This window comes from Streptomyces sp. NRRL F-5650 (assembly GCF_000721365.1).
Taxonomy (GTDB): domain Bacteria; phylum Actinomycetota; class Actinomycetes; order Streptomycetales; family Streptomycetaceae; genus Streptomyces; species Streptomyces ardesiacus.
In genome coordinates, this window is record NZ_JOGV01000030.1 from 69,954 (window position 1) to 95,037 (window position 25,084).

Sequence of the window (25,084 nt, forward strand, 5' to 3'; positions counted from 1 at the left end):
GGTTCCTCAGTCACCGAAAAGTGCGTTCTTCCAGGTCGACGTTCACTCTCTTACAGTTCCCGAGTAACCACAAGCGAGCAACAACCGGAAAGGTGAGCACCATGGCCACCGTTGATGTCTTCAATCACCACGTGCCGGCCGAGAGCGAGTTCGGCTACTCACAGGCGATCAAGTCCGGGGACCTGATCCATGTCTCGGGACAGCTCGCTTTCGACGTGGCGGGCGAGTTCCTCCACGCGGGCGACTTCGCCGCCCAGCTCGAGCAGACCTACGCCAACATGGACAAAATCCTGAACCACTACGGCGCCACCCGGAACCAGGTCGTCTCGCAGACCCTGTACGTGGTGAACCTGGGGCAGAACGCCGATGCGGCAGCGGAGGGCAACCGGGAGTACTTCGGCGACCACCGCCCGGCCAGCACGGTCCTGGGCGTCACTGAACTGACCTTGCCCGGCCAGGTCATCGAGATCAGCTTCGTCATCGACACGAAGCTGCCCGCTTGAGGTCCCCTCCCCGCACGCGACGGCTCTTCGAGGTGCTCGGCCCGCCGGACGGAGGTCCAGGTCTTCTGCTCGTCGTCGAACGTGCAGGAGTCCAGGCCCGGCATTGGGCGACGACGGTGTGCTCGGGCAGCCCCTCGGTCGGTGAGACCGGACGCCCCAGTGCTTCGGCGGGCGGACGCGGTGGGGTGGGGCCCGCTCGTCGCGGCGGGGGATCACCGGCCGGCCGGACGTCTCGGCGACGTGCACGAGCTGACCCGGGGCGGTGGTGTGTACCAGCCGAGGTGGACCAGCTCGTCGCGGCCGGCGAAACGAGGCAGGAGGCCTCTTCCATGGCGCGCAGGTGGATCGGACAGTCCAGTAAGCGGCTCACAGGTACAGCCGCATCGAGGGGGTCGTGTCGCGCGTGAAGCCCATCGACGCGTACAGGGGCTCGGCGTCGGGGGAGGCGGTGAGCATGACGTGCCCGGCCCCCCGCTCGCGGAACCACGCCAGCAGCTCGGCCATGCACGCCCGCGCGTACCCGCGACGCCGGGCGCCGGGGTCGGTGGCGACGCTGAAGACGTACCCGAGCAGCCCTCCCGGCCTGCCCGGCCCGCCGATCCGGTACTCCAGCGTGCCCACCACCAGCGCCGCCAGCGCGCCCGGCCGCCCGGGGTGGTCGACCACGAACGCCGCGAAGTCCCCGTCCGGATCGGCCAGTCTCGTCCGCAGGCCGGGCAGCGACCCGGCCTGCCAGTCGGTGGACGCGTCGGGGTCCATGGAGGCGATCATCACCTGACGCAGGCGGAGCACTTCCGCCGCGTCCTCGGCCACGGCACGGCGTACGGAACTCATGCCCGGCACGGTAGTGAGCGGCGCGGTCGGGTGTCCCGCTCTTTTCCGCCGGAGGTGCTTGCCTGGAGTGCACTCCAAGGTCATAGCGTTGAGGCCATGACGGTGATGCAGACCACGGCCGGGGCGCTCGCGCCGAACGCCACCAGAACGGACATCTGCTCCGCCCTGCCCCCGCGGCACCCGCGCCCCGACGGGCAGGACCGCTACACGATCAGCGAGGTCGTCGCCTTCACCGGCCTGACGGCCCACACGCTGCGCTGGTATGAGCGGATCGGCCTGATGCCCCACGTCGACCGCTCGCACACCGGGCAGCGCCGCTACCGCAACCGCGACCTGGACTGGCTCGACTTCGTCGGCAAGCTGCGCCTGACCGGCATGCCGGTCGCCGACATGGTCCGGTACGCGGAGCTGGTCCGTGAGGGCGAGAGCACCTATCCCGACCGGCGGGACCTGCTGGAGTCCACCCGGCGCGACGTGCTGACGCGGATCGCCGAACTGCAGGACACCCTCGCCGTACTCGACCGGAAGATCAGCTTCTACGGCGACGCCGCACACACCCGTGAAGGAGAAGCGAACCGATGACGGACAGCAGGATCCCGACGGCCCGGCTCGGCGACGGCGGCCCCGAGGTGGGCGTCCAGGGCCTGGGCTGCATGGGCATGAGCTTCGCCTACGGCCCCACGGACACCGACGCCTCCCGGGCCACCCTGGAGCGGGCGCTGGAACTGGGGGTGACGCTCTACGACACGGCCGACGCCTACGGCGCGGGGGAGAACGAGCGGTTCCTGGCACCGTTCTTCAGGGCCCACCGCGACGAGGTCGTCGTCGCCACCAAGTTCGCGCTGTCCATACCGCCGGACGACCCGGCCCGGCGCATCGTCCGCAACGACGCCCCGTACGTCCGCGAGGCCGTCGAGGCGAGCCTGCGCCGCCTGGACCTGGACGTCATCGACCTCTACTACATGCACCGGCGCGACGTGAACGTGCCGATCGAGGAGACCGTCGGCGTCATGGCCGAGCTGGTGCGCGAGGGCAAGGTCAAGCACCTCGGGCTGAGCGAGGTGACGGGCGGCGAGCTGCGGGCCGCGCAGGCCGTGCACCCGATCGCCGCCGTGCAGTCGGAGTGGTCGCTGTTCAGCCGGGACATCGAGGCGGGCGTGGTGCCGGCCGCCCGCGAACTGGGCGTGGCCCTCGTCCCGTACTCCCCGCTCGGCCGGGGATTCCTCACCGGCTCCTTCGCCGACGCCGAACAGGACCTCACGGACGACGACTTCCGTCGTCAGCAGCCCCGTTTCACCGGTGCCAACGCGGCGGCCAACGCGGCCCTCCTGGCGCCGGTCCGCAGTGTCGCCGAGGCCCACGGTGCCACCCTCGGCCAGATCGCCCTGGCCTGGGTCCAGCAGCGGGCCCGGGTGCACGGCCTGCCGGTCGTTCCGATCCCGGGCACGCGCAAGCCGGCGCGGGTGGCGGAGAACACGGCGGCGACCGGGATCGTCCTGACGCAGGACGAGCTGTCCCTGCTGGAGCCGATCGCGCAGAAGGTCGCGGGCGACCGCTACGCGGACATGACGTTCACGTCTGCCGGACGGGAGTAGCAGAAGAGACCCCGAAGGGCCCGGCAGACGCTCAAAGCTGCGCCAGCAGCTCCGCCTTCTTCGAGGAGAACTCCTCGTCCGTCACCAGCCCCTGCTGATGCAGCTCCCCCAGGTGCCGTATGCGCTCGGCGATGTCGGCGGGATCACGCCGGGGTGCCGGCACCGGAACCGGAACCGGGGTGCCCGCCCCCCGCTCCCGCACCGCGGCCAGCACCGCCGCGGCGAACGGCAGCGACTCGTGCACCAGCCCGTACCCGAGCCCGAACACGACCGCCGCCGGATCCTGGTCGGCCTGGGGGACGGCGGGGACGGAGGGGACGGCGGGAGCGGCGGGGACGGCCGGCGGCGCCGCGTCGCGCGGCAGCAGCCGCAGGTACCCGTCGAACATCTCCGGGGACCGCCACTCCACCCCGCCCAGGTCGGCGACCGGGAAACTCTGGTCGCCGGCCTTCCACTTCGCCGAGGACGCGCCCGTCCAGAACCACCGGAAGGACACCGCCTCCCCGTCGAAGGAGGCCTTCCCGTCGTACGCCTTGAAGTGCAGGGGTGCCTTCGGCGGGGCCACCAGGTAGCGCTCGGTCTTGCCGGTCTCGGTCAGCAGCGCCCGCAGCTCGTCGGCGTAGTACTCCGCGAGCGTCTCCCGTTCGGCGGGCAGCACCAGCCGGTAGGGGTCGCCGCTCTCCTTGAGCTGACCCGCCGCCGCCTCGATCAGCGGATCGGCGCCCGCACGCGGCTGCACGCGCAGCACGACGGTGCCGCGCCTGCCGGGCGTGAGCGTCACGCCCTCGATCGCCTCCAGGGGCACGCGGCGTTCCCCCAGGGCCTGGAACAGCTTGGGTGTCCGAATCCCCCGTTCGTAACGGATGAGCACGGAGTCGGACTCGAACTCCCAGGCGGCATGAAATCCGGCCAGTACGTCACCCATGCGGCTCATCGTATGCGGCACGAGCCTCTCCGTCCCCTCCCCGTGCAAACCGGAGTTTCTGCGCCTCTACGCGCGTCCGGCCGCCGTCGCCACGGACAAATCCGCCCGGCATGTGTCGTCCTCGTCGGCGCAGGCCACCGTGCGGTATGCGCCAACGCCGATCCCCGCGAAGTTCCGCAGGCTGTCCGTACCGGGGACGAAGTACCCGCTGTGTCCCCGGGCGTCCCGTGCCGACAGTACCCGCGCCCCGAAGGCGGCGGACACCGGATCGGCGCCGTGCCCGAGGCCGCCGACCTCCACGTACGGCACGTCCTGGATCCAGTCGTCGGCGTCCCGCATCGCCCACACGCGGGCGGAGGTGTCCAGGCGGGCGGCGCTGTCGGCGCGCATGCCGGGGCTGCCGGCCACCGCTATGTCGGTCACCCGGGCGGGCAGCGCGTCGGCGGCCAGGCCGCACACCACCGAGCCGTAGCTGTGGCAGAACAGGGAGACGGGGGCCTTGCCGGGCAGCGCGCGCACCAGGGCGTTCAGCCGTACGGCGCCGCGGGCGGCGCGGTTGGCCGTGGCCGCCTCCATGCCGAGGCCGCTGGGGGAGGTGTAGTCGGCCCAGGCGATCACGGCCGTGCCGGTGCCGGGGCTCGCCGCGCGCTCGGCCGCGTACAGCGACTCGGCCATGCCGGCGGGCGCCGAGTACCGCTTGCGGTCGGTGCGCTGGTAGGTGAGCAGTTCGGTGTCCACGCCGGGCACGACGACCGAGACGCGGTCGGCGCGGTCCAGGTCCCCGAAGACCTCGGCGACCTTGCCCGAGCCCGCGGGGTCGAAGGCGAGGACGTGCCGGCCGGACCCGAGCAGCGACTCGTAGCTGCGCACCTTCCGGGCCGCCTCGCGCTGCCCGGCGGGGGAGAGGCGCTTGTCGTGCACGCGGGCGCGCTCCACCGACCGCGCCTGCCGCAGCGCGGCGCGGTTGGCGGCGTAGCGCAGGGGGACGGGGGCGCCGTTCATGTTGCCGACGGCCAGCGGGTAGCGGCGGGCCAGGCTCGTGCGCTGCCACGCGGTGAGCGAGGCGAAGAAGCGGGCCAGCCGGGCGGGTGCCGCGTGCGCGTCCGGCAGTCGTCGTCCGTCGATCCGGCCGTGCTCCCAGGCCTTGACCGACGCTTCGAGGGCGGTGGGGCCCCGCTGGTCGCGCAGGGCGGTCCAGCCGGTGGTCGCCAGCATCACGAACACGACGGCCAGGGCGAGCAGGACGCGCCAGACGTTCAACTGCGGGGAGGTGTCGAAGGAAGTCACTGGGAGGACACACTAGGAGAACGGGCCGGTCTCGCGTGAATCCAGTGACACGGATCACGTTTCGGTGCGCCGCCAGTCCCCGGTGAGCGCCGGTGACACGTGCTCCAGGTACGCGGCCGTCAGGTCCCGCAGGGCCGCGAGCCCGGCGTCGTCGCGCCCCGACCAGATCCGCTCGGTGACCCGCATCACGGCGCCGAAGACGGCCACGACCACACGGGGGCGCGGGTCCTGGTCGATGTCCAGTCCCTCGCGGTCGGCGACGACGCGGGCGATCCGCTCCTCCAGCTCCGTCGCGCGCCGCAGATGGGCGGCGAGCAGCGCGGGCGTCGACTCGATCACCCGGTAGAAGCGCATGTGCAGCTCCAGCGGGACCACCTGCTCGACGGCCTCGCCGATGGTGTCCCAGCTCGCCGCGAGGGCCAGGCGCAGCGCGTCCAGCGGTGCCTCCCCGGGCGGACGCGCCCGCACGGCGTCGACGAAGTGCTCCTCCACGAGCCGTGCCGCGAAGAACGCGGCGTCCTCCTTGGAGGTGAAGTAGCGGAAGAAGGTGCGCTGGGAGACGTCGGCGGCCTCGGCGATGTCGTCGACCGTCGTCTCCTCGTAGCCGCGCTCGGTGAACAGTCCGAGGGCGGAGCGCAGCAGCAGCTCCCGGGTGCGCTGCTTCTTGAGTTCGCGCAGGCCCGGGCGGGAGACCGTGGGTGCGGTCTCCGGCGGCGCCGACGTGCCGGCCACCTTCAAAAGTGCTCTCCTTCGTACGGTTTCCCCAGTTCAGGGTATATGGGGGATGTCTTGTCAGTTACTGACTCGTGATTTGGTTTGTCAACTGTCAGCGGCTGTCATTAACCTCATCGGTATGACTAGTCAGACCACGCTCGGCAAGCTGGGGCCGGGTGACCGCGCCCCCGCGGATTCGGCGCCCGCCAAGGGATGGCGCGGCCATCCGTGGGTCACTCTCGTCACCGTCGCGGTCGGGGTCATGATGGTGGCCCTGGACGGCACCATCGTGGCGATCGCCAACCCGGCGATCCAGGACGACCTGAAGGCCAGCCTCGCGGACGTCCAGTGGATCACCAACGCCTACTTCCTCGCCCTCGCGGTCTCGCTGATCACGGCGGGCAAGCTCGGTGACCGCTTCGGCCACCGGCAGACCTTCCTCATCGGCGTGGCGGGCTTCGCCGCCGCCTCCGGCGCCATCGGACTGTCGGGCAGCATCACGGCGGTCATCGTCTTCCGTGTCTTCCAGGGCCTGTTCGGCGCGCTGCTGATGCCGGCCGCGCTCGGCCTGCTGCGGGCCACCTTCCCGGCCGAGAAGCTCAACATGGCCCTCGGTATCTGGGGCATGGTCATCGGCGCCTCCACCGCGGGCGGCCCGATCCTCGGCGGCGTGCTGGTCGAGCACGTCAACTGGCAGTCCGTCTTCTTCATCAACGTGCCGGTGGGCGTCCTCGCCCTCGTGCTCGGTGTCACGATCCTGCTGGACCACCGGGCCGAGAACGCGCCGCGCTCCTTCGACGTCGTCGGGATCGTCCTGCTGTCGGTCTCGATGTTCGCGCTCGTCTGGGCGCTGATCAAGGCCGCCGACTGGGGCTGGGGCTCCGGCCAGACCTGGCTGTACATCGGCGCCTCCGTGGTGGGCTTCGCCCTCTTCTCCTTCTGGGAGACCAGGGTCCGGGAACCGCTGATCCCGCTGGCGATGTTCCGCTCGGTGGCACTGTCGGCCGGTGTGGTCCTGATGGTCCTGATGGCCATCGCCTTCCTGGGCGGTCTGTTCTTCGTCACCTTCTACCTGCAGAACGTCCACGGCATGAGCCCGGTCGACGCCGGTCTGCACCTGCTGCCGCTCACCGGCATGATGATCGTCGCCTCGCCGCTGGCCGGTGCGATGATCACCAGGTTCGGCCCGCGCATCCCGCTGGTGGGCGGCATGGCGTTCACCGCGGTCGCCATGTTCGGCATCTCGACGCTGGAGACGGACTCCGGCAGCGGCGTCATGTCGCTCTGGTTCGCCGTGCTGGGCCTCGGTCTCGCACCCGTCATGGTCGGCGCCACCGAAGTCATCGTCGGCAACGCCCCGTTGGAGCTCTCGGGTGTGGCCGGCGGCCTCCAGCAGGCGGCGATGCAGATCGGCGGCAGCCTCGGCACGGCCGTGCTGGGTGCCGTGATGGCCTCCAAGGTCGACAACGACCTGGCGGGCAACTGGGCGGACGCGGGACTTCCCGAACTGACGCCGGAACAGGCTCACCAGGCATCCGAGGCGGTCCGGGTCGGCGTCCCGCCGGTGCCCGAGGGGACCCCGGCCCAGGTCGCCGGGAAGATCACGGAGGTCGCCCACGAGACGTTCATCTCCGGCATGGGTCTGGCCTCGCTCGTCGCCGCCGGGGTCGCGGTCGTGGCGGTGTGCGTCGCCTTCCTCACCAAGCGCGGCGAGAACGCGGACGCGGGGGCGGGCATGGGCCACATCTGAGTCCCAGGGCGGCGGCGCGCACGCGGCAGGTCCGAAGCAGGCATGACTCCCCACTCGCGGGTACCCGAACTCCACGAGGAGTCGAGGGAGTTGAAGATGGCGAGCTTCGGACAGGGATCGCGCAGGCACCCCCGCTCACGTGGCCGGACGTGGTCACGGACCGGGCCGGACCGCGCGACGCTCGCGGTGGTCGGAGTCGTCTGCGCGGTCGCCGGCTTCTTCGCGCTGGGCATCGTGCTCGGCCCAGCGGCGATCGTCTGCGGATGGTTCGCGATGGGCCGTAGCTGGACGGGGCCCCGCCCGGTGCCGGCCGTGGTCGCCGTGGCCCTGGGCGGCATCGACACGCTCCTGGCACTCGTCGCGCTCGTCGGAGCGACGGCGCCGGGCCAGGGGATGTTCTAGCCGCAGCGCGGCATCACCCGCCGCCCGCGCACGGCGTTCCCGCGCGGCTCACCCGCACATGGCTCACCCCCGCCCGCGACGGGCGGGGGTGAGCCATGTGCGGTCCGGACCGGGCCGTGGCTACGCGTCCCCGCCGGCCGCCCCCGGGTCCGCCGCCGTCACGTCGAGCAGCCGGTAGCGGTCGACCGCCTGCTTCAGCACCGACCGGTCCACCTTGCCCTCCCGGGCCAGCTCGCTCAGCACGGCCACGACGACCGACTCGGCGTCGATGTGGAAGAACCGCCGCGCCGCCCCGCGCGTGTCCGCGAACCCGAACCCGTCGGCGCCCAGCGACTGGTACGTCCCCGGCACCCACCGCGCGATCTGGTCCGGCACCGACCGCATCCAGTCGGACACCGCCACGAACGGCCCCTGCGCACCCGCCAGCTTCCGCGTCACGTACGGCACCTGCTGCTCCTCCTCCGGGTGCAGCAGGTTGTGCTCCTCGCACGCCACGGCCTCGCGCCGCAGCTCGTTCCAGGAGGTCGCCGACCAGACGTCGGCGCGCACGTTCCACTCCTCGGCGAGGATGCGCTGCGCCTCCACGGCCCACGGCACCGCGACGCCCGAGGCCATGATCTGCGCCGGGACCGAGCCGCCCGTGCCCTCGCTGAAGCGGTGGATGCCCTTGAGGATGCCCTCGACGTCCACGTTCTCGGGCTCGGCCGGGTGCCGGATGGGCTCGTTGTAGACGGTGAGGTAGTAGAAGACGTCCTCGCCGTGCGGGTGCTGCTCGTCCCCGCCGTACATCCGGCGCAGGCCGTCCTTGACGATGTGCGCGATCTCGAAACCGAACGCCGGGTCGTACGCCACGCACGCCGGGTTGGTCGAGGCGAGGAGCTGCGAGTGCCCGTCGGCGTGCTGGAGGCCCTCACCGGTCAGGGTCGTGCGCCCCGCGGTCGCGCCCAGCACGAAACCGCGCGCCAGTTGGTCGCCCATCTGCCAGAACTGGTCGCCGGTGCGCTGGAAACCGAACATCGAGTAGAAGACGTACACCGGGACGAGCGGCTCGCCGTGCGTGGCGTACGCCGAGCCGGCCGCGATCAGCGAGGCCGTGCAGCCCGCCTCGGAGATGCCGTCGTGCAGCATCTGCCCGTTCGGCGCCTCCTTGTAGGCGAGCAGCAGGTCCCGGTCCACGGACTCGTACTGCTGCCCGAGCGGGTTGTAGATCTTCGCACTCGGGAAGAAGGAGTCCATGCCGAACGTGCGGTACTCGTCCGGTGCGATCAGCACGAACCGCTTGCCGATCTCCTTGTCCCGCATGAGGTCCTTGAGTAGACGCACAAAGGCCATCGTCGTCGCGATGGACTGCTGGCCCGACCCCTTCTTCACGGTCGCGTACGCCTTGTCGTCCGGCAGTGCCAGCGGCTTCGACCGCACCACCCGGGTCGGCACGTACCCGCCGCAGGCCAGGCGCCGGTCGTGCATGTACTGCATCTCCTCGGTGTCCCGGCCCGGGTGGTAGTACGGCGGCGGGCCGGACTCCAGCTCCTTGTCGGAGATCGGCAGGTGCAGCCGGTCGCGGAAGCGCTTGAGGTCGTCGACCGTCAGCTTCTTCATCTGGTGCGTGGCGTTGCGGCCCTCGAAGTTCGGGCCCAGCGTCCAGCCCTTGACCGTCTTGGCCAGGATCACCGTCGGCTGGCCCTTGTGCTCCAGGGCCGCCTTGTACGCCGCGTAGATCTTCCGGTGGTCGTGGCCGCCGCGCCCCAGGTGCTGGATCTGCTGGTCGGTCATGTTCTCGACCATCTTGCGCAGCCGGTGGTCGTCGCCGAAGAAGTGCTCGCGGATGTAGGCGCCGGACTCGGTGGCGTAGGTCTGGAACTGGCCGTCCGGGGTGGTGTTCATGCGGTTGACCAGCACGCCGTCGCGGTCCTGGGCGAGCAGCGGATCCCAGGTGCGGTCCCAGACCAGCTTGATCACGTTCCAGCCGGCGCCCCGGAAGACCGACTCCAGCTCCTGGATGATCTTCCCGTTGCCGCGCACCGGGCCGTCCAGGCGCTGCAGGTTGCAGTTGACCACGAAGGTCAGGTTGTCCAGGCCCTCCCGCGCGGCGATCGACAACTGGCCCAGCGACTCCGGCTCGTCCATCTCCCCGTCGCCGAGGAAGGCCCACACGTGCGACCGGGAGGTGTCCGCGATCCCGCGCGCGTGCATGTAGCGGTTCATCCGCGCCTGGAAGATCGCGCCGATCGGGCCGAGGCCCATGGAGACCGTCGGGAACTCCCAGAAGTCCGGCATCGACCGCGGGTGCGGGTACGAGGACAGCATGTACGGCGCCTTGGACTTCTCCTGCCGGAAGCCGTCCAGGTGCCGCTCGCTCAGCCGGTCGAGCAGGTACGCGCGCGCGTAGATGCCGGGGGACGCGTGCCCCTGGAAGAAGACCTGGTCGCCGCCGTCGCCCTCGTCCTTGCCCCGGAAGAAGTGGTTGAAGCCCACGTCGTACAGCGAGGCGGAGGAGGCGAAGGTCGCGATGTGGCCGCCGACGCCGATACCGGGCCGCTGCGCGCGCGAGACCATCACCGCGGCGTTCCAGCGGGTGGCGTTGAGGATCTTGCGCTCGATCTCCTCGTTGCCGGGGAAGAACGGCTCGCTCTTGGTCGGGATGGTGTTGACGTAGTCCGTGCTGCGCATCTCGGGCACGGCCACGCGCTGCTCGCGGGCGCGCTCGATCAGCCGCAGCATCAGGTACCGGGCCCGCTCCCGGCCGCGCTCGTCGAGGGCGGCGTCGAGGGAGTCGAGCCACTCCTGGGTTTCCTCGGGGTCGAAGTCAGGAACCTGACTCGGAAGGCCGCCAATGATGATCGGACTGCGATCACTGCGATCGGATGCGGAAGCCACGCTGTTCCTTCGCTGTCGGAGGGCCGTTGTTCCGGGTGTCCTTCCCGGGTGTCCCGGGTGTCCTTCCCGGGTCTCTGCGCCGATTCCCCCGCCGGAGCCCCATCGTCCACCTCGCGGGGGCAATCGTCATCTGTACCGTGGGGTAACCGGTTCTCCCACGAGAATCGGGGGCACGTTCATTCGAGTTTCGTACCCACGCATGGTTCCCAAATACGCAAACGGGGCAGATAGGTGTGGTGTACGTCACCTTCGAGCTGGGCGGCGCGGCTGGAGTTGCGGCGACACGGCCGGGATCGTCACCGTTTCGGCGGTCCCAGACGCCGGGTACTTGCGCGATCCGTCCCGCCCGTGTGGACTACGGCCAGGCTTCGCGCACGCGCGAGGCCCCGGAACATCTACCGAACATGATCAGGAGGCAACCCGTGAGCGCGACCGCGGACCACGCGGAGGAGCGGACGAACCCTGCCGCCAGGCTGGGTTTCCAGCCCGGGCAGGTGGTCCAGGAGATCGGCTACGACGACGACGTCGACCAGGAGCTCCGCGAGGCCATTGAGAGCGCCGTCGAGGGCGAGCTGATGGACGAGGACTACGAGGACGTGGCCGATGCCGTCGTGCTGTGGTTCCGTGACGACGACGGCGACCTGACGGATGCGCTGGTGGATGCCACCACGTACATCGAAGAGGGCGGGTCGATCCTCCTTCTCACGCCGAAGACCGGCCGTGACGGTTACGTCGAGGCCAGTGACATCTCGGAGGCCTCCACGACCGCCGGACTGACGGCGTCCAAGAGCGTCAGCGTCGGCAAGGACTGGAGCGGCAGCCGGCTGGCGACGCCCAAGGCCGCCAAGTCCAAGCGGTAGCCCTCCGGGCTCCCGCTTCCGAGCGGACCCCGGACGGGCCGGCGGCCGACCGCCGTCGGCCCGTCCGCGAGGCCGCGGCCGTCCCTGCGTAGGGTGTTTCCAGCGAACCACCCACGGACGACTTCCTGCGGAAGGGACGAACGGGACATGACGATCCAGGTCGGCGACAAGGCCCCCGACTTCGAACTGAAGGACAACCACGGCGCGACGGTCCGGCTGTCCGACTTCCGCGGCCGCAAGAACGTCGTGCTGCTCTTCTACCCCTTCGCCTTCACCGGTGTGTGCACGGGCGAGCTGTGCGAGGTGCGCGACAACCTGCCGCAGTTCTCCGACCGGGACACCCAGGTGCTCGCCGTCTCCAACGACTCCATCCACACCCTGCGCGTCTTCGCCGAGCAGGAGGGCCTGGAGTACCCGCTGCTCTCCGACTTCTGGCCGCACGGCAACGTCTCGCGCGCCTACGGCGTCTTCGACGAGGACAAGGGCTGCGCCGTCCGCGGCACCTTCATCATCGACCAGGAGGGCGTCGTGCGCTGGACCGTGGTCAACGGTCTGCCGGACGCCCGCGACCTGAGCGCGTACGTGAAGGCGCTCGACACCCTGTGAGCGGCGCCCGCCGCCGACACCACGTGACGGGTCGGCGGCGGGGACTGCGGGGCGCGGGAACCCGTCACTAGGATCGACTCGTTGATCCGACATCCACGCACTACGGGGCATCCCGCCCCTGGACACCAATGGAGGACTCGTGGGAGTCAGCCTCAGCAAGGGCGGCAACGTATCGCTGACCAAGGAGGCCCCCGGCCTGACCGCGGTCATCGTCGGTCTGGGGTGGGACATCCGCACCACGACCGGTACCGACTTCGACCTGGACGCCAGCGCGCTGCTGCTGAACAGCTCCGGCAAGGTCGCCAGTGACGCGCACTTCGTCTTCTTCAACAACCTGAAGAGCCCGGACGGCTCGGTCGAGCACACCGGTGACAACCTCACCGGTGAGGGTGAGGGCGACGACGAGCAGATCAAGATCAACCTCGCGACCGTCCCGGCCGACATCGAGAAGATCGTCTTCCCGGTCTCGATCTACGACGCCGAGAACCGCCAGCAGTCCTTCGGTCAGGTCCGCAACGCGTTCATCCGCGTCGTCAACCAGGCCGGCGAGGCCGAGATCGCCCGGTACGACCTGAGCGAGGACGCCTCCACGGAGACCGCCATGGTCTTCGGCGAGCTGTACCGGCACGGCGCGGAGTGGAAGTTCCGGGCCATCGGCCAGGGCTACGCCTCCGGCCTGCGCGGCATCGCGCAGGACTTCGGCGTCAACGTCTGAGCACCTGAGCAATCTGAGCACCTGAGCGGCCGGCGTCCGAGGGGCGCAGCGGCCGGGGACGACGGCCCCGATCGTCCGGCGGGGCCACGGTCTCGACACGTCCGGCGCCGCACGGTTTACGTGCGGCGCCGGACGCGCAGGAAACCCAAGAACCATCACCCGGGGAGGGACCATCATCATGGGCGTCACGCTTGCCAAGGGCGGCAACGTCTCCCTGTCCAAGGTCGCACCGAACCTCACGCAGGTACTGGTCGGGCTCGGCTGGGACGCGCGTTCCACCACCGGAGCACCCTTCGACCTCGACGCGAGCGCGCTCGTGTGCAGCGGCGGACGGGTGCTCGGCGACGAGTGGTTCGTCTTCTACAACCAGCTCACGAGCCCGGACGGCTCCATCGAGCACACCGGCGACAACCTCACCGGCGAGGGCGAGGGCGACGACGAGTCGCTGCTGATCGATCTCTCCCGGGTGCCCGCCCACTGCGACAAGATCGTCTTCCCGGTCTCGATCCACATGGCCGACGAGCGCGGCCAGACCTTCGGCCAGGTCAGCAACGCCTTCATCCGGGTCGTCAACCAGGCCGACGGCCAGGAGCTGGCCCGCTACGACCTCAGCGAGGACGCCTCCACCGAGACCGCGATGATCTTCGGCGAGCTCTACCGCTACCAGGGCGAGTGGAAGTTCCGTGCAGTGGGGCAGGGGTACGCGTCGGGGCTCCGTGGTATCGCTCTAGACTTCGGAGTCAACGTTTCGTAAAGCCGAGTACGGCGCGGGGGAGCCCCGTACACACACGATTGGGTAGCCAGTGCTTCTGAAAACCTTCGGCTGGTCGTTCGCGGTCACCGCGCTCGGCCTGGTCGCAGCGGTCTTCTACGGGGGGTGGACCGCTTTCGGCATCGTGGCGATCCTTTCCATCCTGGAGATCTCGCTGTCCTTCGACAACGCGGTGGTCAACGCCGGGATCCTGAAGAAGATGAATGCCTTCTGGCAGAAGATCTTCCTCACCATCGGCATCCTCATCGCCGTGTTCGGCATGCGCCTGGTCTTCCCGGTCGTCATCGTCGCCATCAGCGCCCAGCTCGGACCGATCGAGGCCGTCGACCTCGCCCTCACCGACAAGGACCGCTACCAGGAACTGGTGACCGACGCCCACCCGTCGATCGCCGCCTTCGGCGGCATGTTCCTGCTGATGATCTTCCTGGACTTCATCTTCGAGGACCGGGACATCAAGTGGCTGGCCTGGCTGGAGCGCCCGCTGGCCAAGCTCGGCAAGGTCGACATGCTGTCGGTCTGCATCGCCCTGGTCGTCCTGCTCGTCTCCGCGCTCACCTTCGGCGCCCACGCCCACCAGCACGGCGGCGCCCACGCGGACAAGGCGGAGACCGTCCTGCTGGCCGGTATCGCGGGACTGATCACCTACATGATCGTCGGCGGTCTCTCCGGCTACTTCGAGGACAAACTCGAAGAGGAGGAGGAACGCGAGCACGAGGAGGAGGAACGGGCCGCCCGCACCGGCAAGCCCAAGTCGGCCGTCAAACTGGCGGGCAAGGCCGCGTTCTTCATGTTCCTCTACCTGGAGGTCCTGGACGCGTCGTTCTCCTTCGACGGCGTCATCGGCGCCTTCGCCATCACCAACTCGAAGGCGGAGGTCTCCTCCGGGGTGTGACCCCTGACTCCGGGCCGGCGCGCGCTCCCGGTGCGCCCGTGCCCCGGGTGTGAACCCGGCCCGGACGAGGAACGCTCTGAGCGGGGCGGCCGACGAGGACGACTCCTCGGGGCCGCCCCGTCGGCGGTGACGAGAAGGTGGGGCGGGAATGGGCTTCTTGGACGGGCTGTGGCGAGGCCGCGAGTCCGAGTTCGACTCGGGCAGCGCGGCGACCAACTCCATCCAGCTCACCAAACGGCACAGCCAGGTCTCCCTGACCAAGCAGGGCGCGGCGACCGGCAACCTCCGCGTCAACCTCTCCTGGCGGATGCGGACCTCCGACATCTCGGGCGTCCAGCGCGAGAGCCTGCTGCGGCATCCCTTCAAGGCCCTCAAACCCCCCGAGGTCGTGGGCCACAGCCAGAGCATGGTCAACGTCGACCTCGACCTCGGCTGCCTCTACGAACTGATGGACGGCACCCGCGGGGTGGTCCAGCCGCTCGGCGGCTTCCTGGGCGAGGTGAACGCCCCGCCCTACGTCAAGCTCAGCGGTGACGACCGCTTCGGTTCGGCCTCCGGCGAGACGCTCTACATCAACCTCGACCACAAGGACGCCATCAAGCGCCTGCTGCTCTTCGCCTACATCTACGACCAGACCCCCGCCTTCGACCGGACGCACGCCGTCGTCACGCTCTACCCGAGCAACGGCCCCCGCATCGAGATCGGCCTCGACGAGCGCCACCCGCAGGCCCGGTCCTGCGCCGTGGTGATGATCGAGAACGTCAAGGACGAGATCCTCGTCCGCCGCGAGGTGAAGTTCGTCTACGGCTTCCAGGGCGAACTGGACCGGCTCTACGGCTGGGGACTGCAGTGGGGCCGGGGGCACAAGAGCAAGGCGTAACGCCGGACCCGGGACCGCGCCCGAGGTGCCGGACGCCTACCGGCCCACGAACTGCGGTCCCTGCGGGGGCAGCCGGAAGTCCGGGTCGGGCGCCTGGGTGACCGGCTGCGGATAGCCGTACCCCGACTGCGCCCCGGCGGCCCCGGCCGCGGCGGGTGCCTGCGGATACCCGTACCCCGGCCGGGCGGCGGGCGGCTGGGGGTAGCCGTACGCGGGCCGGGCGGCCGGCGGCTGGGGGTAGCCGTATCCGGGCTGCGCGGGCACGCCGGTGGGCTGCTCGGGCGGCAGCGGCCGCGAGACGTCGGGCAGGGGCTGCACCGCCGTCGGCTCGTCGGGACCGGTCACCGGGGGAGCGGCCACGGACGGCGCCGGTGCGGACTGGGCGGGCGTGGGCGGGCCGGGAGTGGACTGGGACGGAGCGGAGGGCGCGGGAGCGGGGGCGGGCGCGGTTGGCTCGGGACCCGGGGCCGCCATGGGATCGTCCGCCCCCTCCGACTCGTCCACCGAGATGCCGAAGTCGGTCGCCAGGCCCTTGAGTCCGTTGGAGTAGCCCTCGCCCAGCGCCCGGAACTTCCAGCCCTCTCCGCGCCGGTACAGCTCGCCGCAGATCAGCGCCGTCTCCTCGCCCGTCTCCGGCTTGACGTCGAAGTGGGCCAGCGGTTCCGCGTCGCCCGCCGCCGCGTCGTACAGCAGGATGCGCAGCGACGCGGCCCGGTCGAAGGCGGCGCCGTCCGCCGAGGCGACCAGCAGGATGCGGCTCACGGAGGGCTCGACGCCGGCGAGGTCCGTCTGGATCGTGTCGGTCAGGCCCTCGGCCACCCGCTTCTTGCCGAGCCGCCAGACCTGGCCGGAGGGATGCCGGGGCTGGTTGTAGAAGACGAAGTCCTCGTCGGACCGCACGCGCCCGTCCGTCCCGAGCAGCAGCGCGGAGGCGTCCACGTCGGGGACCCCCTGCCCGGGGGCCCAGCGCAGCACGGCGCGTACCGTGGTGGCTTGCAGTGGGACGTTCGACCCCTTCAGCATCGCGTGCGTCATGCCGTCATCCTGCCCTCTCCGTCCTGGTCACGACAACGCGGGGGCGGGTACGCGGGACGAGCGCGCGTGCCCCGGGTCGCCGCCGCCGACACGGCGGGGTTACCTGGAATTCATGCCCGGTGGGAACCTCCGACATGGATACGTACGTACTATTACCGGCCACCTTTCGGCGGTTCACAGGTTGCCCAGACACCACGGGGGAGTTCAGATGCGTCATTTCGGACAGATGGCCCCTGAAGTGCGGAAGCGGCTCTTCCATCAGGAGCCCTGTTCGTTCACGGCCGACTCCCCGGCCCGGCTGCTGTCCGCGGCGCTGGGTGCCACCCTCTACAGCCCGGCCACCCGGCCGAACCTCGCCGGCGACATCCTGAAGCAGGGCGCGCGCGGGGTGGTGTCGATGGTCCTGTGCCTGGAGGACTCGATCGACGACGCCGAGGTGCCGTTCGGCGAGGCGAACCTCGTCCGCCATCTCACGGACCTGGCGGAACGTTCCGGCGACGGCGTCCCCCTGCTGTTCGTCCGGGTCCGCACCCCCGAGCAGATACCCGACCTCGTACGGCGCCTGGGCCCCGCCGTGCGACTGCTGTCCGGGTTCGTGCTGCCGAAGTTCACCGAGGAACGCGGCGTGCCCTTCCTGGAGGCGCTCACCGCCGCCGAGGCCGCCACCGGCCGCAGGCTCTTCGCCATGCCCGTGCTGGAGTCCCCGGACCTGCTCTACCGCGAGTCCCGGGTGCAGACGCTGGAGGGGATCTTCCGCGCGGTCGACAAGTACCGCGACCGCGTGCTCGCCCTGCGGCTCGGCGTGACCGACTTCTGCTCCTCCTACGGGCTGCGCAGAGGCCCCGACATGACGGCCTACGACGTGCAGATCGTCGCCTCCGTGATCGCCGACGTGGTGAACATGCTCGCCCGCGCCGACGGCACCGGCTTCACGGTGACCGGGCCCGTGTGGGAGTACTTCCGCGTCCAGGAGCGCATGTTCAAACCGCAACTGCGCCAGAGCCCCTTCCTCGAGGGGCAGGCCGTCGAACTGCGCCAGAAGCTCATCGAGCACTCGATGGACGGACTGCTGCGCGAGATCTCCCTCGACCGGGCCAACGGCCTGCTGGGCAAGACCTGCATCCACCCCTCGCACGTGCTCCCCGTGCACGCGCTGTCCGTCGTCAGCCACGAGGAGTTCAGCGACGCCCAGGACATCCTGCGGCCCGAACGCTGCGGCGGGGGCGTGATGAGGTCGGCCTACACCAACAAGATGAACGAGGTGAAGCCCCACCGCGCCTGGGCCGAGCGGACCCTGCTGCGCGCCGAGGTCTTCGGGGTGGCGAACGAGGACATCGGCTTCGTGGAACTGCTCGCCGCCGGCCTGTCCGACTGACCGCCGGGCGACCGGACGCAAGCTGACCGCCGGGCGACCGGACGCCAGCGATCCATGACCGACGCCGGGCGCACGCCGCGGCGCACGACGGGAGGCACGAGTACATGACCGACAGGGCGCACGCCGCGCACGCCGTGGGCGACGAGGCCGGAGTCTGGTCCGGCACCTGGGTCGCCGAGCGGCTCGGCGTCGAACTCACCGGCGACGAGGCGCTGACCGGCCTGCTGGGGCTCGCCCTGCGCCGCAACCCCAAGCGGGCGCACCTGCTCGTCTCCCACGTGCTCGGCAAGCACGTCCCCCAGTCGCCCTCCGTCGTCTACGGCCACGGCGTCGCCCTCGGCCGGCGCGTGCGCGACCTGCTCGGCGCCGACGCGGCCGCCCGCGCGGTCGTCCTCGGCTACGCGGAGACCGCCACCGGACTGGGCCACTCCGTCGCCGACGGCCTGGGCACCGCCCCGTACCTGCACTCCACCCGCCGCGCGGTCCCCGGGGTCGCCCGCGCGGGCGGCTTCGAGGAGTCCCACTCGCACGCGACCTCCCACCTCCTGCTGCCCGAGGACCCGGCCCTGCTGGCCGGGGACGGCCCGCTGGTCCTGGTCGACGACGAGTTCTCCACCGGCAACACGGTGCTCAACACCGTCCGCGCCCTGCACGAGCGCTACCCCCGCACGCGGTACGTGGTGGTGGCCCTCGTCGACATGCGCTCGCCCGCCGACGCCGGCCGCCTGGACGGCCTCGCCCGGGAGATAGGCGCCCGCGTCGACCTGGTGACCACCGCCTCCGGCACGGTCCGGCTGCCGCCCGGGGTGCTGGAGAAGGGGCAGGAACTGGTCGCCCGGCACGAGGCGGCGGCCACGGAAGCGGCCCCCCAGGCGTCGGCGGCGGCGCCCGGCGAGGCGCCGCCCGGCTCCGCCGTCCGCGTCGACCTGCGCTGGCCCCACGACGTGCCCGACGGCGGACGGCACGGGTTCACCGCCGCGGACCGCAACCGGCTGGAGGGCGCCCTGCCCGGCATGGCGGCGCGGATCGCCCGGGCCCTGCCCGCAGGGGCCCGGCGCGTGCTCGTCCTCGGCTTCGAGGAACTCATGTACGCCCCCCTGCGCCTGGCCCACGCGCTGGAGCGGACCGTCGGCGACGGCGTCGAGGTGCGCTACTCCACCACCACCCGCTCACCCGTCCTCGCCGTCGACGACCCCGGCTACGCCATCCGCACCCGCCTGGTCTTCCCCGCGCACGACGACCCGGACGACGGCCCCGGCGAGCGCTACGCCTACAACGTCGCGGGCGCCGGCTTCGACGCCGTGGTCGCCGTCGTCGACTCGGTCGCCGACACCCCCGCGCTGCACGCCCCGGACGGACTGGCCGCCCGGCTCGCCGCCCACGTCCCCCACGTCCTGCTCGCGGTCGTCCCCTCGTACGTCCCGCGGGCCCCGCACGCCCCCGAAAGGCCCTCCATGCTGCCCGAGCCGCTGCGCGGCCCCGCCTTCTCCTCGTACGCGCCCGACGAGGTCGGCTGGCTCCTCCAGGACCTCTCCGACGTGACCCTGGAGGCGCCGACCGAGGAGCGCGAGGAGGCCATCCAGCGCGGCGGTGCCCACTACGCCGAGTCGCTGCCCGTGGAGTACCAGCCCAGCGAGCAGTACCAGGAGCTGTTCCACGCGGCGCTGGAGGCGTCCGCCGCGCGGCTGGCGCGCGCCGTCGGCGCCGTCACCGAGGTCGTGCTCGCGGAGCGCTCGCCCCGCCCCGTCCTGGTCTCCCTCGCCCGGGCGGGCACCCCGGTCGGCGTCCTGATGCGCCGCTGGGCGCGGTTCCGGCACGGTCTCGACCTCCCGCACTACGCGGTGTCGATCGTCCGGGGCCGGGGCATCGACGCCAACGCCCTGCGCTGGCTGGCCGCCCACCACGACCCCGCCGACGTCGTCTTCGTCGACGGCTGGACCGGCAAGGGCGCCATCACCCGCGAACTCGCCGCCGCCCTGCGCGACTTCGAGGTCTCCGACGGGATCACCGGCTTCGACCCGGAGATCGCCGTACTGGCCGACCCCGGCTCCTGCGTGCGCACCTACGGCACCCGTGACGACTTCCTCATCCCCTCCGCGTGCCTCAACTCCACCGTCTCCGGCCTGATATCGCGCACCGTGCTCCGCGCCGACCTGGTCGGCCCGCACGACTTCCACGGCGCCAAGTTCTACCGCGAGCTGGCCGCCGCCGACCTGTCCCCGGCCTTCCTCGACGCCGTCTCCGCCCGCTTCCCGGACGTCACGGAGACGGTCGACGCCCAGGCCAAGGACCTCCTCTCCGCCGACCGCACCCCCACCTGGGAGGGCTGGGCAGCCGTGGAGCGCATCAGCGAGGAGTACGGCATCCACGACGTGAACCTCGTCAAGCCCGGCGTCGGCGAGACCACCCGGGTGATGCTGCGCCGCGTGCCGTGGAAGGTGCTGGCCCGCTCCGGCGCCGGCGCCGACCTGGACCACGTCCGCCTGCTGGCAGAGCAGCGGGGCGTGCCCGTGGAGGAGGTCGCCGACCTGCCGTACACCTGCGTCGGGCTGATCCACCCCCGGTACACGCGGGGCGCCACCGGCGCCGACGGCAAGGCGGTGACGCGCTGATGCCGGTGCTCGTCGCCAGCGACCTCGACCGCACGCTCATCTACTCCGCCGCCGCGCTCGGCCTGACCGTGCCCGACGCGCAGGCGCCGCGGCTGCTGTGCGTGGAGGTCTACGAGGGCAGGCCCCTGTCCTACCTGACGGAGACGGCCGCCCGCCTGCTCGCCGAACTCGGCGACACGGCGGTCTTCGTGCCGGTCACCACCCGCACCCGCGAGCAGTACCGGCGCATCAACCTCCCCGGCCCCGCGCCCGCGTACGCCATCTGCGCCAACGGTGGCCACCTGCTCGTGGACGGCGTCTCCGACCCCGCCTGGCACGCCCGGGTGACCGCCCGGCTGGCCGACGAATGCGCCTCGCTGGCCGAGGTCCGCGACCACCTGGCGAAGACGGCCGACCCGCTGTGGGTGCGCAAGCACCGGGTCGCCGAGGACCTCTTCGCCTACCTGGTGGTCGAACGCGACCTGCTGCCCCCGGACTGGGTGAAGGAACTCGCCGTGTGGGCCGAGAACCGCGGCTGGACCGTCTCCCTCCAGGGCCGCAAGATCTACGCCGTGCCCAAGCCGCTCACCAAGAGCGCCGCCGTGCGCGAGGTCGCCCGCCGCACCGGTGCCGAACTCACCCTCGCCGCGGGCGACTCGCTCCTCGACGCCGACCTGCTGCTCGCCGCCGACCGCGGCTGGCGCCCGGGCCACGGCGAACTGGCCGACTCCGGGTGGACGGCCCCGGCGGTCAGCGCCTTGCCCGAGCGCGGCGTGGCGGCCGGGGAGCGGATCCTCCGGGAGTTCCTGCGCGCGGCGCGCCCGGCTCGGTGAGCCCGTCCTCCGGGTCCCCGTCGCGTCCCCGGCCGCCGCGCCTGCGGTGACCGGCGCCCGGCCGCAGCAGGCGCAGGACGGCGAAGACCAGCAGCGCCAGGGCGGCCCCGGCGAGGATCACCTTCGAGTACGCCGAGGCGATGCCGGAGACCTCGGACCAGTTGTCGCCCAGCGCGTAGCCGGCCAGCACGAACACCGTGTTCCAGATCGCGCTGCCCAGGGTCGTCAGGGCCAGGAAGACGGGCAGCCGCATCCGCTCGACACCCGCGGGCACGGAGATCAGGCTGCGGAAGACGGGGATCATCCGGCCGAAGAAGACGGCCTTCGTCCCGTGCCTGAGGAACCAGGCCTCCGTCTTCTCGATGTCGGACACCTTCACCAGCGGCAGCCTGCCCGCCAGCGCCACCGTCCGGTCCCGCCCCAGCAGCGCGCCGATGCCGTACAGGGCGAGCGCGCCGATCACCGAACCCGCGGTCGTCCACAGCAGGACGGCGATCAGGTTCATCCGGCCGGAACTCGCGGCGAACCCGGCGAGCGGCAGGATCACCTCGCTCGGCAGCGGAGGGAAGAGGTTCTCCAGGGCGATGGCGAGACCGGCTCCCGGCGCTCCGAGGGCGTCCATGAGGTCGTTGATCCACTGCGGGGCCGCGCCGCTGTCCGCGGCCGGCTGCGCTGCGATGGCTGTCATGACGCCACGCTAGAAAGACGCGGCTGAAGGGAGCCTGAGGAAAGGGCACCGGGCGGCCGCGTCCACCGGGAGCGCGGCCCCGCCGGGATCAGCCGCAGCAGCCCCCGCCGCAGCAGCCGCCTCCGCCGCCGCCCGACGAGGGCGCGGGCGCGGAGGACGAGCCGCCGACCGCGACCGTCGACAGCAGCTTCACCGTGTCCTCGTGACCCGCCGGGCAGGCGGCGGGAGCCGAGGACTCGGCCATGGGACGGCTCAGTTCGAAGGTGTCGCCGCAGCTCCGGCAGCGGTACTCGTAGCGAGGCATGCGCACAGGTTAACCGGCACGGCCCGCCGGCGGACCCCGGTCGGGCGAGGCGGTCAGTGACCGGCCCCGCGCTCCTCGCGGATCAGGGCGACGACCCGGGCCACCGCCTGCCGGACGGCCTCCGTCTCCGTCAGGAAGTGCCAGTAGTCGGGGTGGCGCCCCTCCAGCGTGCCGGTCGCCCGCTCCAGCCGCGCCACGGCCTCGTCCAGGGGGCGCGCGTGCCGCGGCTCCGGGGTGTTGCGCCCCGCCATGGCCAGGCGCTGGGCGTCGCGGACGGCGAAGCGGGTGCGCTCGATCTCCTGCTGCGGGTCCTTCTGCACGGCGTTCAGCCGGCTCAGCCGGTCGCCGGCGGCCGAGACGGCCTCGTCGGTCGAGTTCAGCAGCGCCCGTACCGTCGACAACAGGGCGGTCGCGTCGGGCCAGCGCTGTGCGTCGCGGGCGGCCTGCGCCTCGGACAGCTTGCGCTCGGCCTGCCGAACCGATTCGGCGGCCTGGTCCGGCACCTGCTGGAGGTCCTGCCAGCAGGCGGCGGTGAAACGGCGCCGCAGCTCGCTCAGGACCGGCTCGACCTGCCCGGTGCGGGTGGTCAGGGCCTGGGCGCGGGTGCGCAGGGAGACCAGGCGGTGGTCGATCTCGGCGGCGCGCTCGGGCAGCCGTTCCGCCTCGGCGCGGACCGCCTCGGCCTCCCGGGTGACCCGCGCGGCCCGGTCCAGGGTCTCGGGCACCCCGTGCTGTCCCGCGCCCTGGTTCAGCCGGGTCAGCTCCGGGCCGAGGGCGGCGAGCCGGGCGGCGAGGTCGTCCGCCTTCAGTCCGGACCCGCGCACGGTGTCCAGGGCGTTGGAGGCCGCGAGCAGGGCCTGCCGGGCACGCTCCACGGCGGGTGCCAGCCGGGCCAGCTGGGTCTCGGCCTTGCCGAGGAGGGGACCGAGGCCCTCGGCGAAGCGGTCGAGGTCCTGCTTGACCCGGCCCAGCTCGGTCCTGGCGGCGGTCAGTTCGGCGCGGGCGCGGGAGGCGGCGGAGGCCTCCAGGTCGTCCCGGTCCAGGTCGTGGGCGTCGACCGCGCTGATGTACTGGTGGCTGACCTCGTCGATGCGCCGGCCCAGGGCCTCGAAGTCGGAGACGGCGCGCCGGGCCGCGGGGGAGGAGTCGACGGCCGCGATCGTCTCTATCGAGATCCGCAGGTCCCGCTGGGCGGTGTCCAGCTCGTAGAAGGCGGCGGCCGCGTCGTCCTTCGCGGCCTGCGCCTCGGCCCGCTGGCTCTCGGCCCGCCCGCCGAACCAGCGGCGCGTGCCGCCCCCGGCGAACGCGGCGGGCAGGGCCAGCGCGGCGAGCAGCGGCAGGCCCAGCAGCGTGATCGCGTCACGGGCCGCGCCGGTCGCCCGGCGGCGGGAGCTGCGCGGCGCGCGCCGGGCGCGCACCGCCATCGGCGAGTACGGCTGCGATGGCGTCGCCGTCACATCACTCTCCCGTGTCGTCCGTCCTGCCCGGGTTCATTCTCCCACCCGTTGAGGACGAACACACGGGCCGGTCAGTTCGCCGTCCGGACCGTGATCCTGCCGTCACCGGACCGGGCGTCGACCACGTGAGCGCTGGCGCCGTCCGTGGGCACGGACACGTCGACCGAGCCGTCCCCGGTGTGCGTCGTCACCCGGTACGTCGCCCGGGGCAGCGAGATCGTCACCGAACCGTCGCCCGTACGGGACTCCACCCGGTCCGGTACGGCACCGAGCCGCAGCCGGACCGAACCGTCACCGGTCTGCGCGCTCACCCGGCGGGAGGAGACCTCGGCCTGCACGGACCCGTCGTCGGTGCGCAGTTCCAGCGGCCCGGTCGAATCGCTGACGTGCACGGAGCCGTCGCCGGTACGGATGTTCAACGCGTCCTTGAACCCGCTCGCCCGCACGCTGCCGTCCCCGTCCTTCACCTTGACGGCGACGCCGCGCGGCACCTCGACGCGGTGCCTGGCCGCGCAGTCGGCGATGACCCCGGAGCAGTGCATCCGCAGCACCAGCCGGTCGCCGTCCATCTTCCAGGTCGCCTTCGGGTCCGAACCGACGGCCACCGAACCGGAGAACCACCGGGTGACCTGGATCTTCCCGGACTCCTGGTCGTCCGAGGCGACCAGTTCCAGGGCGGAGTCGTCGGAGTCGACGGTGAGCGTGCGGCCCGGCAGGTCGAACGACCGGTGCTCGGGGTCCTTGTCGTCCGAGGCGGAGGCGCAGGCGCTCAGGCCCGCGACGAGGACGGCGACGGCGCCGGCGGCGGCGAGCGCGCGGACGGGAACGGTACGGGCGGTCATGACGGTCTCCCCCTGGAACGGACGACGAGGTGCCGCACCCTGGGCCGTTCCGCGGTGGCGGCGACCTTCCGGGGAGGCTCTGGCGACCCTACGGAGCACGGGCCCCCGGCCGGGATCCGGGCCGCTACCGGATCCCTGGTGGGGTTAACCCCCGGCCCGTACGCCCGGGAACGGCGCGAACGTGTTTGCCGGGCAGCGCCCCGGGCCATGTAGGCTGTCGACTCGTCCTGGGTGCGTAGCTCAGGGGTAGAGCGCCTGCCTTACAAGCAGGATGTCGGCGGTTCGAAACCGTCCGCGCCCACCAGGACCGGCGCCGTCGCCGGTGCGAAGGCCCCCGGAGTCCTTCC

General features: G+C 71.8%; 23 protein-coding genes, 1 tRNA gene and 1 pseudogene. 15 read left to right on the top strand and 10 right to left on the bottom strand.

Translation table 11 applies throughout. The features are described from left to right. Positions 1-101: 101 nt before the first annotated feature. Positions 102-503 carry a RidA family protein gene (locus IG88_RS0124060; protein ID WP_031044889.1) on the top strand — a complete coding sequence of 134 codons (402 nt, stop codon included), beginning with the start codon at positions 102-104 and terminating at the stop codon, positions 501-503. Between the two features lie 366 nt (positions 504-869). Here IG88_RS0124060 and IG88_RS0124065 read toward each other — a convergent pair whose 3' ends face one another. Further along, a complete protein-coding gene (locus tag IG88_RS0124065) occupies positions 870-1,337 on the bottom strand; it encodes a GNAT family N-acetyltransferase (RefSeq protein ID WP_031044891.1) in 468 nt (155 codons plus the stop codon). 96 nt (positions 1,338-1,433) lie between these two features. On the opposite strand from IG88_RS0124065, the gene IG88_RS0124070 reads away from it, so the two are divergent. Together IG88_RS0124070 and IG88_RS0124075 are read left to right on the top strand one after the other, a co-directional pair. Next, the gene (locus tag IG88_RS0124070; RefSeq protein ID WP_031044894.1) at positions 1,434-1,919 is read left to right on the top strand and encodes a MerR family transcriptional regulator; all 486 of its coding nucleotides are present in this window, start codon (positions 1,434-1,436) and stop codon (positions 1,917-1,919) included. Further along, positions 1,916-2,932 (top strand): aldo/keto reductase, encoded by a 1,017-nt coding sequence (locus IG88_RS0124075; protein ID WP_031044897.1) that lies wholly within the window; start codon positions 1,916-1,918, stop codon positions 2,930-2,932. Before IG88_RS0124070 ends, IG88_RS0124075 begins: the two co-directional genes overlap by 4 nt. Before the next feature lie 31 nt (positions 2,933-2,963). Here the strand turns inward: IG88_RS0124075 and IG88_RS0124080 are convergent, their stop codons facing one another. The 3 genes from IG88_RS0124080 to IG88_RS0124090 form a co-directional block, all read right to left on the bottom strand. After that, the gene (locus tag IG88_RS0124080; RefSeq protein ID WP_031044900.1) at positions 2,964-3,857 is read right to left on the bottom strand and encodes a DUF4429 domain-containing protein; all 894 of its coding nucleotides are present in this window, start codon (positions 3,855-3,857) and stop codon (positions 2,964-2,966) included. A gap of 66 nt (positions 3,858-3,923) precedes the next feature. Continuing rightward, positions 3,924-5,144: an alpha/beta hydrolase family protein gene (locus IG88_RS0124085; RefSeq protein WP_031044902.1), complete on the bottom strand. Its 1,221-nt coding sequence runs from the start codon at positions 5,142-5,144 to the stop codon at positions 3,924-3,926. Between the two features lie 54 nt (positions 5,145-5,198). Beyond that, a complete protein-coding gene (locus IG88_RS0124090) occupies positions 5,199-5,882 on the bottom strand; it encodes a TetR family transcriptional regulator (RefSeq protein ID WP_031044905.1) in 684 nt (227 codons plus the stop codon). Positions 5,883-5,997: 115 nt separating this feature from the next. Here IG88_RS0124090 and IG88_RS0124095 point away from each other — a divergent pair, with 115 nt between their 5' ends. Together IG88_RS0124095 and IG88_RS0124100 are read left to right on the top strand one after the other, a co-directional pair. After that, positions 5,998-7,608 (top strand): MFS transporter, encoded by a 1,611-nt coding sequence (locus tag IG88_RS0124095; RefSeq protein WP_031044907.1) that lies wholly within the window; start codon positions 5,998-6,000, stop codon positions 7,606-7,608. Between the two features lie 96 nt (positions 7,609-7,704). Then, positions 7,705-8,010 carry a hypothetical protein gene (locus IG88_RS0124100; RefSeq protein ID WP_031044909.1) on the top strand — a complete coding sequence of 102 codons (306 nt, stop codon included), beginning with the start codon at positions 7,705-7,707 and terminating at the stop codon, positions 8,008-8,010. A gap of 120 nt (positions 8,011-8,130) precedes the next feature. Here the strand turns inward: IG88_RS0124100 and aceE are convergent, their stop codons facing one another. Then, positions 8,131-10,887, bottom strand: coding sequence for a pyruvate dehydrogenase (acetyl-transferring), homodimeric type (gene aceE / locus IG88_RS0124105; protein ID WP_031044911.1), 2,757 nt, complete (start codon positions 10,885-10,887; stop codon positions 8,131-8,133). Between the two features lie 422 nt (positions 10,888-11,309). On the opposite strand from aceE, the gene IG88_RS0124110 reads away from it, so the two are divergent. From IG88_RS0124110 to IG88_RS0124135, 6 genes and pseudogenes are all read left to right on the top strand, one after another. Next, entirely contained in the window at positions 11,310-11,747 is a 438-nt protein-coding gene (locus tag IG88_RS0124110; RefSeq protein WP_030399729.1) for a DUF3052 domain-containing protein, read from the top strand. Positions 11,748-11,894: 147 nt separating this feature from the next. Next, the gene (locus IG88_RS0124115; protein WP_030399728.1) at positions 11,895-12,353 is read left to right on the top strand and encodes a peroxiredoxin; all 459 of its coding nucleotides are present in this window, start codon (positions 11,895-11,897) and stop codon (positions 12,351-12,353) included. Positions 12,354-12,492: 139 nt separating this feature from the next. Further along, on the top strand, positions 12,493-13,068 hold the full coding sequence (locus tag IG88_RS0124120) for a calcium homeostasis/redox stress adaptation protein (RefSeq protein ID WP_030399727.1): 576 nt from the start codon (positions 12,493-12,495) through the stop codon (positions 13,066-13,068). A 178-nt stretch (positions 13,069-13,246) separates the two neighbouring features. Beyond that, positions 13,247-13,822, top strand: coding sequence for a TerD family protein (locus IG88_RS0124125; RefSeq protein ID WP_031044916.1), 576 nt, complete (start codon positions 13,247-13,249; stop codon positions 13,820-13,822). 49 nt (positions 13,823-13,871) lie between these two features. Further along, positions 13,872-14,729, top strand: a pseudogene (locus IG88_RS0124130) (DUF475 domain-containing protein); the annotation flags it as partial. Between the two features lie 151 nt (positions 14,730-14,880). Then, on the top strand, positions 14,881-15,612 hold the full coding sequence (locus tag IG88_RS0124135; RefSeq protein ID WP_031044923.1) for a TerD family protein: 732 nt from the start codon (positions 14,881-14,883) through the stop codon (positions 15,610-15,612). Between the two features lie 36 nt (positions 15,613-15,648). On the opposite strand, the gene IG88_RS0124140 is transcribed toward IG88_RS0124135, so the two are convergent. Then, the gene (locus IG88_RS0124140; protein WP_031044925.1) at positions 15,649-16,647 is read right to left on the bottom strand and encodes a TerD family protein; all 999 of its coding nucleotides are present in this window, start codon (positions 16,645-16,647) and stop codon (positions 15,649-15,651) included. A gap of 208 nt (positions 16,648-16,855) precedes the next feature. On the opposite strand from IG88_RS0124140, the gene IG88_RS0124145 reads away from it, so the two are divergent. The 3 genes from IG88_RS0124145 (at position 16,856) to IG88_RS0124155 (ending at position 21,446) form a co-directional block, all read left to right on the top strand. Next, entirely contained in the window at positions 16,856-18,022 is a 1,167-nt protein-coding gene (locus IG88_RS0124145; RefSeq protein ID WP_031044927.1) for an HpcH/HpaI aldolase/citrate lyase family protein, read from the top strand. A gap of 104 nt (positions 18,023-18,126) precedes the next feature. After that, positions 18,127-20,634: a phosphoribosyltransferase gene (locus IG88_RS0124150; RefSeq protein WP_031044932.1), complete on the top strand. Its 2,508-nt coding sequence runs from the start codon at positions 18,127-18,129 to the stop codon at positions 20,632-20,634. Beyond that, positions 20,634-21,446 carry a hypothetical protein gene (locus IG88_RS0124155; RefSeq protein ID WP_031044935.1) on the top strand — a complete coding sequence of 271 codons (813 nt, stop codon included), beginning with the start codon at positions 20,634-20,636 and terminating at the stop codon, positions 21,444-21,446. The genes IG88_RS0124150 and IG88_RS0124155 overlap by 1 nt, the downstream gene beginning before the upstream one ends. Here IG88_RS0124155 and IG88_RS0124160 read toward each other — a convergent pair. The 4 genes from IG88_RS0124160 to IG88_RS0124175 all read right to left on the bottom strand — a co-directional run bounded on the left by IG88_RS0124160 (position 21,364) and on the right by IG88_RS0124175 (position 24,737). Then, positions 21,364-22,134, bottom strand: a complete 771-nt coding sequence (locus tag IG88_RS0124160; RefSeq protein WP_031044938.1) for a DedA family protein — start codon at positions 22,132-22,134, stop codon at positions 21,364-21,366. The two genes, IG88_RS0124155 and IG88_RS0124160, sit on opposite strands and share 83 nt — an antisense overlap. An 88-nt stretch (positions 22,135-22,222) precedes the next feature. After that, complete coding sequence (locus tag IG88_RS0124165; RefSeq protein WP_031044941.1) at positions 22,223-22,438, bottom strand: FmdB family zinc ribbon protein; 216 nt, start codon at positions 22,436-22,438, stop codon at positions 22,223-22,225. A gap of 53 nt (positions 22,439-22,491) precedes the next feature. Next, positions 22,492-23,895, bottom strand: a complete 1,404-nt coding sequence (locus IG88_RS0124170; RefSeq protein ID WP_031044944.1) for a hypothetical protein — start codon at positions 23,893-23,895, stop codon at positions 22,492-22,494. Positions 23,896-23,966: 71 nt separating this feature from the next. Further along, entirely contained in the window at positions 23,967-24,737 is a 771-nt protein-coding gene (locus IG88_RS0124175) for a DUF4097 family beta strand repeat-containing protein (protein WP_031044948.1), read from the bottom strand. A gap of 229 nt (positions 24,738-24,966) precedes the next feature. On the opposite strand from IG88_RS0124175, the gene IG88_RS0124180 reads away from it, so the two are divergent. Beyond that, a tRNA-Val gene (locus IG88_RS0124180) sits at positions 24,967-25,041 on the top strand. Positions 25,042-25,084 lie beyond the last annotated feature (43 nt).